This is a genomic window from Algoriella sp., assembly GCF_036647415.1.
In the GTDB taxonomy this organism is placed as follows: domain Bacteria; phylum Bacteroidota; class Bacteroidia; order Flavobacteriales; family Weeksellaceae; genus Empedobacter.
The window spans coordinates 25,631-39,378 of record NZ_JAVXKG010000004.1 but is presented as its reverse complement, the minus strand read 5'-3'; the positions used below and the strand labels follow the sequence as shown (position 1 = coordinate 39,378).

General features: G+C 29.9%; 12 protein-coding genes. 9 read left to right on the top strand and 3 right to left on the bottom strand.

Annotation, left to right across the window (positions count from 1 at the left end):
• Window positions 1–46: 46 nt before the first annotated feature.
• Both RSC72_RS02585 and RSC72_RS02580 read right to left on the bottom strand, forming a co-directional pair.
• Window positions 47–904, bottom strand: a complete 858-nt coding sequence (locus RSC72_RS02585; protein ID WP_332544140.1) for an ABC transporter permease — start codon at window positions 902–904, stop codon at window positions 47–49.
• A 108-nt stretch (window positions 905–1,012) separates the two neighbouring features.
• Entirely contained in the window at window positions 1,013–2,332 is a 1,320-nt protein-coding gene (locus RSC72_RS02580) for a UDP-glucose dehydrogenase family protein (RefSeq protein WP_332544139.1), read from the bottom strand.
• A 255-nt stretch (window positions 2,333–2,587) separates the two neighbouring features.
• Here RSC72_RS02580 and panB point away from each other — a divergent pair, with 255 nt between their 5' ends.
• From panB to RSC72_RS02535, 9 genes are all read left to right on the top strand, one after another.
• Entirely contained in the window at window positions 2,588–3,403 is an 816-nt protein-coding gene (gene panB, locus RSC72_RS02575) for a 3-methyl-2-oxobutanoate hydroxymethyltransferase (protein WP_332544138.1), read from the top strand.
• A 76-nt stretch (window positions 3,404–3,479) separates the two neighbouring features.
• Window positions 3,480–4,157: an RluA family pseudouridine synthase gene (locus RSC72_RS02570; RefSeq protein ID WP_332544137.1), complete on the top strand. Its 678-nt coding sequence runs from the start codon at window positions 3,480–3,482 to the stop codon at window positions 4,155–4,157.
• 31 nt (window positions 4,158–4,188) lie between these two features.
• The gene (locus RSC72_RS02565; protein ID WP_332544136.1) at window positions 4,189–5,055 is read left to right on the top strand and encodes a lysophospholipid acyltransferase family protein; all 867 of its coding nucleotides are present in this window, start codon (window positions 4,189–4,191) and stop codon (window positions 5,053–5,055) included.
• Window positions 5,052–6,044 (top strand): glycosyltransferase family 2 protein, encoded by a 993-nt coding sequence (locus RSC72_RS02560; RefSeq protein ID WP_332544135.1) that lies wholly within the window; start codon window positions 5,052–5,054, stop codon window positions 6,042–6,044. Before RSC72_RS02565 ends, RSC72_RS02560 begins: the two co-directional genes overlap by 4 nt.
• A gap of 105 nt (window positions 6,045–6,149) precedes the next feature.
• A complete protein-coding gene (locus RSC72_RS02555; RefSeq protein ID WP_332544134.1) occupies window positions 6,150–6,923 on the top strand; it encodes a GLPGLI family protein in 774 nt (257 codons plus the stop codon).
• Window positions 6,924–6,990: 67 nt separating this feature from the next.
• Window positions 6,991–7,776, top strand: coding sequence for a GLPGLI family protein (locus tag RSC72_RS02550; RefSeq protein WP_332544133.1), 786 nt, complete (start codon window positions 6,991–6,993; stop codon window positions 7,774–7,776).
• 136 nt (window positions 7,777–7,912) lie between these two features.
• Window positions 7,913–8,515: a bifunctional nicotinamidase/pyrazinamidase gene (pncA, locus tag RSC72_RS02545; RefSeq protein ID WP_332544132.1), complete on the top strand. Its 603-nt coding sequence runs from the start codon at window positions 7,913–7,915 to the stop codon at window positions 8,513–8,515.
• 143 nt (window positions 8,516–8,658) lie between these two features.
• Entirely contained in the window at window positions 8,659–9,435 is a 777-nt protein-coding gene (locus RSC72_RS02540) for a GLPGLI family protein (protein ID WP_332544131.1), read from the top strand.
• Between the two features lie 108 nt (window positions 9,436–9,543).
• Entirely contained in the window at window positions 9,544–12,291 is a 2,748-nt protein-coding gene (locus RSC72_RS02535; protein WP_332544130.1) for a TonB-dependent receptor, read from the top strand.
• Between the two features lie 49 nt (window positions 12,292–12,340).
• Here RSC72_RS02535 and RSC72_RS02530 read toward each other — a convergent pair whose 3' ends face one another.
• Window positions 12,341–13,741, bottom strand: coding sequence for an FAD-dependent oxidoreductase (locus RSC72_RS02530; protein ID WP_332544129.1), 1,401 nt, complete (start codon window positions 13,739–13,741; stop codon window positions 12,341–12,343).
• Between the last annotated feature and the right edge of the window lie 7 nt (window positions 13,742–13,748).

The window sequence follows — 13,748 nt, the reverse complement described above, 5'->3', positions numbered from 1 at the left end:
GTTTTTGGTTGGATTAATCATTTTAAATATTCAATTCAAAAAATAATTAAACTGTATCCATAAATGATTTTTCTACTTTATTGAAAATAATTGTTCCAATAATTAATACTATCGAAATAAAAATTGTTGAATAAAGTAACATTCCTATACTAAAATCTCCAACTCCTAAGTAAGCATATTTGAAACATTCAAATATTCCTGTCAAAGGATTTATTTCTCCAATCCATCTGTATTTTTCTGGTAACATAGATGTTGGATAAACTACTGGCGTAACATACATATACAGCGATACACCAAAACTTAACAGCATTGATAAATCTTTGTACTTTGTTGTCATAGCTGAAAATATCATTCCCATTCCCATCGCAAATGCAGCCATTAATACAATAAGAAATGGTGTTATTAATATCCATAAATTAGGTTGTATATTACCCTCTATTGAATAATACACAACAAAGGAAATTAACAACGCAAATTGTACTGCGAATTGCATCAAATTAGATATGACAATAGAAAGAGGCATAACTAATCTGGGAAAATAAACTTTTCCAAAAATTGACGCATTTCCTCTAAAAACATTTGAAGTACCATTCAAGCAAGATGAAAAATAGTTCCATAAAATTACTCCTGATAAGTAGAACGGAATTTTAGGTGCACCATCAGTAGATAAATTAGCAATATTCCCAAAAACAATTACATACATAATTGTTGTGAAAATAGGGTTAATAAAAAACCACAATGGCCCTAATATAGTTTGTTTGAAAGATGTTAAAAAGTCTCTTTTTACAAGCATATAAACCAAATCTTTATATCTCCAAACTTCTTTTAAATTTAAAGAATATAACGAATTTTTAGATCCAATTACTTGAGACCAATTTTGATCTGTTTCTGAGTGTAAACTCATAAATTAATATTTCAGGTTAAGGTTAATAAGTAAAAAAATTTTGGAGAGATGTTTTCTCCAAAAATTAAATTATATAAATCGTTTTATTGATTTAGTAATATTGTTTGTTTAGGCGTTTGGTAAAACTGTTTTACGTCCGATTGATTTATAGAAAAATCCTTTTTCTTCTAAAACATCCAAATCATATAAGTTTCTACCATCAAAGATTGCCTTATTCTTCAACTTCTCTGCAATTACATCATAACGCGGATTTCTAAATTCTGACCATTCTGTTACAACCAACAAAACATCTGCGCCATCAAGAATAGAATACATATCTTCTCCATATTCTATCAAATCGCCAATTGCTCGTTTCACATTACTCATCGCTGCCGAATCGTATGCAATAACAGATGCGCCTTGAGCAGTTAATTCTTCTATCATATCCAAAGAAGAAGCTTCTCTAATATCATCTGTATTTTCTTTGAAAGCTAATCCCCACATTGCAATTCTTTTTCCTTGCAATGATCCGCCCAAATAATCTTTGATTGCTGGAACCATAATAACTTTCTGTGCTTGATTTACATTTTCTACAGCTTCTAATACTTTGAATTGATAATTTTCTTGTCTACCAGATTTCACTAAAGCTTTTACATCTTTCGGGAAACAAGAACCTCCGTAACCAATTCCTGGAAACAAGAAACGATTTCCGATACGATCATCAGATCCCATTCCGAGACGAACTTTATCTACATCTGCACCAACTAATTCGCAAAAATTAGCTACTTCATTCATAAAAGTAATTTTAGTTGCCAAGAAAGCGTTTGCTGCATATTTTGTTAATTCTGATGACTTTTCATCCATAGAAATTACAGGTATTCCATCTTCTGTTAACGGTTTATAGATACGATTCATAATATCTAACGCTTTATAAGACGAAGTTCCTACAACAACACGGCTTGGCTTCATAAAATCCTGCACTGCATATCCTTCTCTTAAAAATTCTGGATTAGAGACAACATCAAATTCTATTGATGTTTTAGAAGCAATTACTTCGCGTACTTTATCTGCAGTTCCAACAGGAACGGTACTTTTATTTACAACAACTTTATAATTCGTCATTAGTTCTCCTATTTGGTTTGCAACACTTATCACATAAGATAAATCTGCAGAACCGTCTTCTCCTGGAGGAGTTGGCAAGGCTAAAAAGACAACGTCACATACGTCTAAAGCATCTTTTATATTAGTTGTAAATTCTATTCGGTTGGCTTTTATATTTCGTAGAAAAACTTCTTCCAATCCAGGTTCGTAAATCGGAACGTGTCCGTTACGCATCATTTCAACTTTCTTTTGGTCGATATCAACACAGATAACATGATTCCCGAAATCGGCTAAACAAGTACCAGTTACTAATCCTACGTAACCAGTTCCTACAATTGCTATATTCATTTAAGGTTTATTTCTAATAAATTTAAGAGAACAAATTTAATACTATTTATTCAAAAAAATACATATTAATTTATTTAAAATGAGGATAGAACAAATCCATTTTTTAAATAATTAATAATTACTTTATTCAATCCTAATTATTCGTAATATACGATATTGAAAAGTATTAATTTGAATAAGTTTTGTAAAAAAAAACATCAAAATTAGTCGAACTTCATTTTTCAATTTAACTTTACAGAAATCAAATTATAAGAAATGTCTGTAAATAAAGAAATCAAACGAATTACTACCGAAACAATTCGTAACATGAAATTTACTGGAGAAAAAATTTCAATGTTAACGGCTTATGATTTTACAATCTCAACATTAGTTGATGCTGCTGGAACAGAAATAATTTTAGTTGGTGATTCTGCTGCAAATGTTATGGCTGGTCATGAAACAACTTTACCTATTACTTTGGATCAAATGATTTATCATGCGCAATGTGTGGTTCGTGGTGCTAAAAGAGCTTTAGTTGTAGTTGATTTACCTTTCGGAACATATCAATCTGATCCACAAAAAGCATTAGAATCTTCTGTAAGAATTATGAAAGAATCTGGCGCTCATGCTATAAAATTAGAAGGTGGAAAAGAAATTGAAGAATCTATCCGTCGTATTGTAAATGCAGGAATTCCTGTTATGGGACATTTAGGTTTAACACCCCAATCTATTTATCAATTTGGATCATATAAAGTTCGTGCAAAGGAAGATGCTGAAGCAGAAAAATTAATAAGCGATGCCAAATTATTAGAAGAGTTAGGTTGTTTTTCTCTTGTTATGGAAAAAATTCCAGCAGATTTAGCAACAAAAGTAACAGCAGAAATTAGTATTCCTACTATCGGAATTGGTGCTGGTTCTGGATGTGATGGGCAAGTATTAGTTGTGCATGATATGTTAGGTTTGAATAATGAATTTAAACCAAAATTTGTGCGCCGATACTTAAATCTAGAAGATCAAATTCACGAAGCAATCGGAAAATATGTTGCGGATGTAAAATCTGGCGATTTCCCTAATGCGAATGAACAATATTAATTAATTGATGAGTTGTGGGTTTTGAGTTATTAAATGTAATTTTGTCAACTCAAAACTCATCATTCAAAATACCTTTATGAATCCAGAAATTTTATTCGAAGATAATCATTTGTTAATCATTAACAAAAAAGCAGGCGAATTAGCACAAGGAGACGAAACAGGCGACATTCCACTTATCGACAGTCTAAAGACCTATATAAAAAATCGTGATAACAAACCTGGAAATGTATTTTTAGGATTAGTTCATCGTTTGGATCGTCCAACTTCTGGTGTTTTAATTTTTGCAAAAACATCTAAAGCGTTAACACGAATGAATGAAATGTTTCAAAAACGAGACATCGACAAAGTTTACCGCGCAATTGTGCAAAATAAACCTCCTCAAAACTTTGAGCGTTTAGAACATTATTTACGAAAAAATCCAAAAAATAATAAAACAACTGTTTATTCTAAACCAACTGCTGATGCAAAAAAAGCAATATTAGAATATACTTATTTGGGCGCATTAGATTCTTTTCATTGTGTCGAAGTAAAACTATTTACAGGTCGTTCTCATCAAATTCGTGCGCAACTTTCTTCGGTTGGCTCTCCTATAAAAGGCGATTTAAAATATGGTGCAAAAAGATCAAATCCAGATGGTAGTATTTCTCTACATGCTTATCGCATTACATTTGAGCATCCTGTCAAAAAAGAAGAATTAACCATTACAGCTCCTGTACCAAAAGATGCAATTTGGCAGGCTACAACTAAATTTTAAATTGTAAATTTATCGCTTATAGATTCATATAATGAACGCCATTTTTTATTTTATCATTTATCAAATTTCTCGACTACCACTTGGTTTTTTGTACCTCTTTGCAGATTTTTTATTTTTTATGCTGTATACCATCATTGGTTATCGTAGAAAAGTGATTAAAACTAATTTAGAAAAATCTTTTCCTGAAAAATCGAAAGAAGAAATACAAATTATTCATCGAAAATTTTATCGTAATTTCTGTGATTATTTAGTAGAAACACTCAAAACATTTTCCATTTCTCAAGAAGAATTAGACAAACGTCATACTTATACAAATGCTGAAGTTTTTAAAGAAATTAAAGCTGAAAAGAAAAATTTAATATTTATGGCTGGGCACATTTTTAATTGGGAATGGTATGTTGGTACGGCTAAAATAATGAAATTTGAAAACTCAGTTGCTGTTTATCATAAAATTAAAAACCCATTCTGGAACGATAAAATAAACGCCATGCGAGGCAAATTTGGCACAGTTCCTATGGACATGAAAGATGTTTTACGCCATATTATGAAAGTTCCTAATGATGGTAATCATTCTTTTTTATTTGTGGCAGATCAAAGTCCAAAGCAATCTGCAGTGCATTATTTTATTGATTTTCTTAATCAAAGAACTCCTGTTTTTAATGGATTTGATAAAATAGCACGCAAAAAAAATATGGGCGTTATTTATGCTAAAACCGAGAAAATAAAACGTGGCTATTATCACACTACTTTTATTCGCTTAGAGCCAAAAAATGAACAATTTGAAGAAAATGAAATCGTTCATCAATTCTTTGGACATTTAGAAAAAACAATTCAAGAACATCCAGACAATTGGCTTTGGAGCCATAAACGTTGGAAATATGCAGATTTAGAAAAATGAAAACAGCCATCGCGATATTAAATTGGAACGGCGAAAAATTATTGCCTCAATTTTTACCCTCAGTTATTAATAACTCTAAAGATGCTGAAATTTACATTATTGATAATGCATCAACTGATAATTCGATACAATTGTTGAAAACTCAATTTCCAAGCATTAAAATAATTCAGAATAATGGAAATTATGGTTTTGCAAAAGGATATAATGAAGGTTTAAAACACATTGATGCCGATTATTTTTGCTTACTAAATTCTGATGTAGAAGTCACTGAGAATTGGATTGAGCCGATTGAAAAATTATTAGACAATAATCCTGAAATTGCAGCTGTACAACCAAAAATTTTGGATTATAGAGACAAAAAAATGTTTGAATATGCAGGTGCAGGTGGTGGTTTTATAGACAAATTTGGTTATCCTTTTTGTCGTGGACGAGTTTTTTCTGCTTTAGAAGAAGACAAAGGACAATACGACGATACCATTCAAATTTTTTGGGCAACTGGAGCAAGTTTATTTATTCGTAAAAAAGATTTTTTTGAACAAAATGGTTTTGATGAAGAATTCTTCGCACACATGGAAGAAATAGATTTGTGTTGGCGACTGAATAATGCAAATCGAAAAGTATATTATTGTGGAGAATCTACTGTTTATCACTTAGGTGGCGCAACATTACAAAAATCTAATCCTAAAAAAGCCTATCTAAATTACAGAAATAGTTTGTGGATGAACTTAAAAAATCTTCCTAAAAATAAATTATTTCCAATGATTTTTACACGACTTTCTTTAGATGGTATTGCAGCAATCGCGTTTTTACCTTCTCAAGGTTTTCCACATCTTTGGGCTGTATTTTTATCACACATGCATTTTTATCGTGGATTTTTCAAAATGTATAAAAAACGTCAAAAAAATCAACTCAAAAAATATTCTGATAAAGAATTACTTCCTGTACAATACTTCTTACAAAAACGTCAATATTATAAAGATTTGAAATAATTAATCACTACAATTAATTAAATACTAAATTCTTGCATTTTTTATATTCTATACTTGTAGAACATAAAAAATGTATTATCATTGTAATATAAATCAAAACTTACAATGAAAAAATTATTGACAATTATTGCATACTGTACATTTTTATCGACTTCAATTTATGCACAAAAACTTGAAATTAAGTATCAAGAAATTTTGAACGTAAATAAAGATAAATTAAAAGAAAACATGAAACTTGAATCATCTGGATCAGGAAACTTACCAAGTGATTTCTTCGACAATATTATAAAAAGTATGATTGAGCCTAAAGATTTTACTTTATCAATTTATGACAACTTATCAATTTATAAAAAAGTAGAAAAAATAAATAATAAGCAAGGCTCTAATTTTTCAATTTCATTTGGTGATGCTGACAATAGTATTTACAAAGATTCATCTACAAAAGAATACTCTAAAAATGTTAGTTTGATGGATAAATCATATTTGATAAAAGACAAACTAACCGATTATAAATGGAAATTGACACGCGAAACGAAAAAAATAATTGGTTTTGATGTCAAAAAAGCAACTTCTATTATTGACAGTACAACATCTGTGGTTGCATGGTATGCACCGAATATAACTGTAAAAGATGGGCCAAAAATGTATAATGGTTTACCAGGATTAATTTTAGAATTAGAAATTAAAGAATCTGAAAATAAAGGAATAGACAGTAGTATAATTCGCGCAACAGAAGTAAAAGAAGTTCCTGATATGAAACCGATAGATAAGCCAAAAGAGAAAAATGTAATCACTGATAAAGAATATAACGAATTATCTAAAAAAGAAATCGAACGTTATAAAAGTATGAAAACCGAAAGCGTTGACAAAAAAGATTAATTTTTTTTGATGAGTCATTAAACATTTTACCATATTCGTTGTCTAAAAAGAATAATCACAATAAATCATGAAAAAAATAATTTCAGTTTTCGTTTTATTACTAAGCTTTGTAGTTTTTGCTCAGCAAGAAAAAGTAGAAATTTCGTACACATCTCGTCTCATTTTACCTGATGATTTTACATTTCAGCCTCCTGGTGGTGGAAATGGACGTACAATGTCGAAAGAAATGCAAGACCAATTCAAAAAAAATATTCAAGAACCTCAACAAGCAACATTAACAATTTTGGGTGATGAATCTTTGTATAAAATCATCGAGAAAATTTCCAACGATCAAAATCAAGGTATGGGAATGCGTGGCGGCGGTGGAATGAGAATACTCTCAATGAACGGGGATAATATTTATAAAAACACGGCAACTCATCAACTCCTAAAAGAACAAAATATGATGGGAAAAGAATATGTCATCAAAGATTCTCTACGAAATTTTGATTGGAAATTGACACGCGAAACCAAAACAATTTTAGGAAACGAAGCAAAAAAAGCAACAATAATTATAGATAGCGTGCAAACGACGGTTTGGTATATTCCAAGTTTGAAATATAAAACTGGTCCTGAAAATTTTTGGGGTTTACCTGGTTTAATTGCAGAAGTACAAACTGAGCTGAACAGAGGAATGTTGAAAGGAACACGAATTATTACGTTGACAGACATTAAAACATCAACTAATACAAAACCGTTAGACAAGCCAAAAGAAAAGAATATAATAACACAAAAAGAATACGATAAATTGATGCAGGAACAACGCAAAAAATTTGAAGATATGCGTAATTCCGGTGTTAATAAAAGAGATTAAACAATAATATGTCTACATAGTCAAATTAATAAATTTGACTATTTTTTTACTATAAATAATTTTACTTTTTTTTAGATATCAACCGATTAAAACTTATATTTAACTATCAAATTAAACTTATAAAACAAGAAATACTATGAAAGCATTAATTATTGTTGACCTACAAAATGACTTTTTACCAGGTGGTGCATTAGCTGTAAAAGATGGTGATCAAATTATTGACCGTATAAATAAACTTCAAGATAAATTTGACTATGTTGTTGCAACACAGGATTGGCATCCAGCAAATCATAAAAGTTTTGCATCGCAACACGAAGGCAAAGTTCCTTTTGATGTGATAGAGCTTAACGGAACACAGCAAGTTTTGTGGCCAGATCATTGCGTACAAGGAACAAAAGGCGCAGAATTACACAAGGATTTGAAACAAAATAAAATTAGCGCAATTATCAGAAAAGGAATGAATCCTAATATAGATTCGTACAGTGGCTTTTTTGATGTAAATAAAAAAAATCCGACAGGATTAGATGGTTTTCTAAAAGATCACAATGTGACAAGTGTTTATATTTGTGGTTTAGCTGCCGATTATTGTGTATATTATACTGCAAAAGACGCTCTAGCTTTGGGATACACAACTAATATTCTCGAAGGTTCTACAAAAGCAATTGACGTTACTCATTTTGATGAATTAAAACAAGAGTTCATTAAAAAAGGTGGTAATGTCTCTACTTATTTATTATAAATTTTCAATAATGAATTGATTAAAAATACCGAAAACATCACTTAAATTATGCATTATGAAGTGATGTTTTTTATTTTAATAAAATATTTTCTATTTTAATGTAACATTTTAAAGATCTTACTACTAATTATAAAAATACAACTATGAAAAAAGCTTTTTTAACCTTTGCTTTAGGAGTTATTACAACAACTATTTCTTTGGCGCAAGACAATAAAAAACAAAACATCGATGCAACTTACATTTGCGAAATGAAATTGGATTACGACCAAACTATGAAAAATGTTCCTACGGAATATCGTGCACAAGTCGGACCAATGCTAAAAGCAGAACTTGATGCGGGTGTTTTTATGACATATTTTTTTAAAAGCAACAGTAAAACATCAACTTTTGTATTAGAACAAAAAGTTGGTAATGCACAAACACAAGGTGGAATGATTGCTCAACAAATGGCTGCCTTTGATAATAAACCAACTTACAAAGATTTTACTGCAACACCTAATATGTACTATAAAGAAGTAGATTTAGGAGCAAAACAATATTTAATAAAAGATGTTATTCCTGATTATAAATGGAAAATTTCTCGTGAAAAAACAGAAATTGCAGGTTATCAAGCAACAAAAGCAGAAGGTGTAATGATGGACTCTATTAAGGTTGTTGCATGGTACGCACCATCAATTCCTGTAAAAGATGGTCCAACTTCTTTGGCTGGTTTACCTGGATTAATTGTAAAAGCAGAATTTGAAGCAAATGGAGCTACAATGATTTATACATTGAAAGAATTAAACATTTCGGATAAAGAATTAAAAGTTACATTACCAAATAAAGGTGAAGTTGTAACACAAGATGGCTTTATGAAAGCGATGAAAGAACTTCAAGAAAAATACAAAGAAATGATGGGTAGTGGTGTCGACACCAAATAAAATCATCTAAAAAAAATAATAAAATTTCTCAGCTCGGTAATATTTTTCGAGCTGATATTTTTCCTTAACTAGCCTTACAAATTAGTTTCTTCTTCTAAAAACACATTTATGAAAAAATTACTCTATCTATTTTTATTTATTGCTTCTACACAAAATATTTTTGCACAAGAATGTAAGCTAAAAGGAATGGTTGCCGACGAAAATGGCATTCCTGTTACTGATGCTTCTGTTTCTATTTTTGATAGCAAAAACGAAGGAAAAGGTTTCATTTTCACAAGTAATGTTGGTGAATTTGAATTCAAATTGCCTTGTGGACAAAAGTATGATGTCGAAATAGAACAAGCTGGTTACGAAACCTATGTAGAGAATGTTGATTTGACTGAAAATATCAACAAAAAAATAAAACTAGCAAAGGGTAAAGAAATTTCTCTGAAAGAAACAATTGTAAAGGCTCAACAAGCAATTAAAGTAAAAGGTGACACAATAGAGTTTGATGCAGATTCTTTCAAAGTTGGAAATGAAGAAGTTTTAGAAGATATCTTGAAAAAGTTACCTGGAATTGAAGTTGTGAACGGAAAAGTCATGTACAAAGGAAAAGAAATGAAACAGGTAACTGTTGGTGGACGTGAAGTTTTGGGTGGTAACGAAAAATTACTAAACAAAAATTTACCTTCTGATGCTGTTTCTAAAATCCAATTGAATACAAAATTCAAATCAAATCCTTTTGCTTCATCGCTACAAGAAGATGACGAACAATTTTCATTAAACATCGAGTTAAAAGATGACATGAAACGTCTTGCTTTTGGTAATGTAACATTAGGTGGAGATGCTGACAAACACACCGATGCACAAGCTAAAATTTTCTATTTTTCAGAAAAAACAGACGCAACGGTTATCAATGACTTCAATACATTTGGTAAACAAGTTTTTGATCAAGATGATTATATAAGTTTCTTTGGTGGATATTCAGAATTTAATTCAGAAGGAAGTATTTATTCATTAAGAGGAAACTCAAACGGATTAAATTTAATGTCTAAAAATGATGCACCAAGTATGAATACGTATAATGGAGCTGTACATTTTGGAGTTGAACCAAATAAGAAATTAAAAGTTTCTGGTTTTGGATTAGTTAACACAAATAACATTAGATATGATTCTAGATCAGAGCGTTATTACAACAACATCGAAAAACCATATACAACTGTTGATGATGAACAAAATAAAAGTAATGTATTTATGGGAATGGCTCGTTTACGACTTGATTATAACCCAAATGATAAAGGACAAATTAAATATCGTTTAAACTTTAATTATTTAGATAGTGAGAACGAGCAATTAGTTGATAGTTACTATAACGATCAAAAAAATAGCTTTAGAAATGTAAATTCTGAACAAAAGAATTACTCATTATCACAAACTTTATCTTATATCCGTAAAGTTGGTCGCGATGATAATGTTGGTTTATATTTCCGTCATCAATATCAAAAAGACACACCAGATTACAATGTTTTATCAACAGCAAATCCATTCTCTTCTTTTGATTTATTCAAGAATTTATCTTACGTAAATAACCAATATAATATCAATCAAGATCAAAACTTTGTTTTAAACACTGTTCAATTATACGGAATCTATAATCACTTGTTAACAAATACAGCAAATCTTAAAATAAAAGTTGGAACAAGTTTTAGTACACAAGATTTTGACAATCAAATCTATGATTTTCAGAAATTGATGAATGATAATTTATTAATCAGTAATACAGATTTGGATTACAATGAAACTTTTGCTGATGTAACATTGACAAAGAAGTTCGGTAATTTTCAAGCTGATTTAGGAGCTGGAGTTTCATTTTTCAATGAAAAATCAAAATACCAAGACGGTGAAAAGTTAAATCGTTCTGAAACGAAAGTTTTACCTCATCTGAATTTACAATACAAGTTCAACAACGCAACAAATGTTCGTGCAAGTTATACACAAAACTATAGCTATCCGTACACAAAAGATTTTAATGACTCATACACAATTCAAAGTTACCAATCGATTTTCTATGGAAATAGAAATTTAAGACAAGCTTTGACACATACAGCAAGTATTAATTTTAGTCATTTTAACTCATTTACATTTTTTAATATTTTCGCGAATTTAAGTTATACATTACAAGAGAAAAGTATACAAACGCAGTCTATTTTAAACCGTGATTTTATTATAAATGGAAACGATACCATTGTAAATAACTATCAGTTCAATACTTTAATTAATTCTGGTAATAACCAAGAAACTTATTCAGGATATTTTATGATCGGAAAACGTTTTGCTAAATGGTACAATGCACGATTAACGGGTAATATTTCTACTTCTAATTATTATACAATTACACGAAATATTGAATACAAAAATGGTGTTGTAACAAATGATCAATTAAACAATGTAAACAACAAAAGTTTTAACCAAACCTATAATTTAGAGAATTCATTTACATTCAAAAAGAAATTTGAATTAAAAGCCGGTGTTAATCTTAATATAAGTAAATATCAATCTTTATACGAACAAAAATTTACCAATTGGAGACCTTATGGTGATGCCGCTTGGTCTATTACAGATAAATTACTGTTACAATCTGACTTCTCTTATCGTTTACAATACCGTGATGGTAAAGAAATAAACACAGCAAGAGAATGGAATGCCTCTGTACGATACAATATAGCGAAGAAAACATATTTGACTGTTACAGGAGGAAATTTATTAGGAAATAATATAATCGTTACAAATGGTGTTAATGACAACTATATTTCAACAACAACTAAAAATGTTTTAGGTAGATATTTTATAGTTAGTTTGAGATATAAATTCTAATCAAAATATATTCATAATAGCAAAAATCCCTTCAATTGAAGGGATTTTTTTATTTTATAACTTGTGGATAATCAAAAATATTTTGTGGATCATATTTCTTTTTCAACTGTTGCAAACGAGCCAAGTTATCTCCAAAATAAGATAAATTAGCATCAGGAAAATTGAGATCAGGATAATTTCGGTATTGTTTTGTATTTCCTAAATTTCGAATTATTTGTTGAATTTCTTCAAAAGATTTCGTCAATTTTCCTTCCTGATTTGGAGAATCCCAATACGCTTGTAATTCACTCAAATAATTAATATCACGATGCGGATAAGCCGAATCTGATTTCTTTACTTCGTTTATTTTTCCACCCAATGTATTTATCTGGTAAATTGTTCCTTTTGCCGCAATAACTTTATTGAAAATATCTGCTAAACCTTTCTCAATATCTTCAATTCCGTTGTACAAACCAGCAGATGCATTCTTGAAATAAATAGGTTCTGTAACGCCATAATAATTTTTGAGCGCTGCTGCAAGATTTCTATTTTTCATCGGTTTGTAATTATCTGCTTGAGCAATTAATTCTGTAAAATTTTTCTCAAAATCTGTTTGATTGGATTGATAATTTGTAAATAAAATCGTCAGAAATTTTCCATTCAATACAAATGCAGAAAAAGCTTCTTTTGGTAAATTTTGTGTTGATTTGAACCATAATTTTATCAAAGAAGTAAATCGAGTAAGTGTTAAATTAGAAAATTTCATTCTGTATCCACTAAACGAATTTGGAGCAGGATATGTCTTAAAATATAATTCTGTAATTACACCAAAATTTCCATTTCCACCACCTTTACACGCCCATAACAAATCAGGATCTTTATCAGAATCGATGGTATTTCCTTTGTAATCGATCATTTTTACACGAATCAAACTGTCACACGTCAACCCATATTTCCGACTAAAAAAACCGTAACCTCCACCCAAAGCCAAACCTCCTACACCAACTGTTCCACACGAACCGGCGGGCAAAATTCTTTTCTTCGGTAAAAAATCTGCATAAATTTCTTGCAACAAACAAGCAGGTTGCAATTTTACTGTATTATCTTTTTGCCAAACAATGGATTTCATCAATCCAAGATGAATTAATAATCCATTATCGTTATTCGAAAAACCTTCAAAACTATGTCCACCACTGCGAATTGCAATTTTTAATTTCTTATCATTTGCGAATAAAATTGCTTTTTTTACAGCTTCATTAGATTTACAAACTGCAATATATTTGGGAAATTTATTAATTCTTTTATTAAATGATTTTCGATACAATTCGTACTTTTCATCATCTTTTGTCAATAAAATTAATTCGTCATCCAAAAAATCTTCAAACGAATAAAAAGACATAAAAAAAATTCCTAAACTGCCTGTTCCAAGCAACTTTAGGAATTCTCTTTTGGTATAATTATTTTGTATCATAGCTAAA

Excerpts from the sequence above, each read along its gene's own strand:
- RSC72_RS02585 (WP_332544140.1), bottom strand. The coding sequence starts at position 904 with ATGAGTTTACACTCAGAAACAGATCAAAATTGGTCTCAAGTAATTGGA.
- RSC72_RS02580 (WP_332544139.1), bottom strand. The coding sequence starts at position 2,332 with ATGAATATAGCAATTGTAGGAACTGGTTACGTAGGATTAGTAACTGGT.
- panB (WP_332544138.1), top strand. The coding sequence starts at position 2,588 with ATGTCTGTAAATAAAGAAATCAAACGAATTACTACCGAAACAATTCGT.
- RSC72_RS02570 (WP_332544137.1), top strand. The coding sequence starts at position 3,480 with ATGAATCCAGAAATTTTATTCGAAGATAATCATTTGTTAATCATTAAC.
- RSC72_RS02565 (WP_332544136.1), top strand. The coding sequence starts at position 4,189 with ATGAACGCCATTTTTTATTTTATCATTTATCAAATTTCTCGACTACCA.
- RSC72_RS02560 (WP_332544135.1), top strand. The coding sequence starts at position 5,052 with ATGAAAACAGCCATCGCGATATTAAATTGGAACGGCGAAAAATTATTG.
- RSC72_RS02555 (WP_332544134.1), top strand. The coding sequence starts at position 6,150 with ATGAAAAAATTATTGACAATTATTGCATACTGTACATTTTTATCGACT.
- RSC72_RS02550 (WP_332544133.1), top strand. The coding sequence starts at position 6,991 with ATGAAAAAAATAATTTCAGTTTTCGTTTTATTACTAAGCTTTGTAGTT.
- pncA (WP_332544132.1), top strand. The coding sequence starts at position 7,913 with ATGAAAGCATTAATTATTGTTGACCTACAAAATGACTTTTTACCAGGT.
- RSC72_RS02540 (WP_332544131.1), top strand. The coding sequence starts at position 8,659 with ATGAAAAAAGCTTTTTTAACCTTTGCTTTAGGAGTTATTACAACAACT.
- RSC72_RS02535 (WP_332544130.1), top strand. The coding sequence starts at position 9,544 with ATGAAAAAATTACTCTATCTATTTTTATTTATTGCTTCTACACAAAAT.
- RSC72_RS02530 (WP_332544129.1), bottom strand. The coding sequence starts at position 13,741 with ATGATACAAAATAATTATACCAAAAGAGAATTCCTAAAGTTGCTTGGA.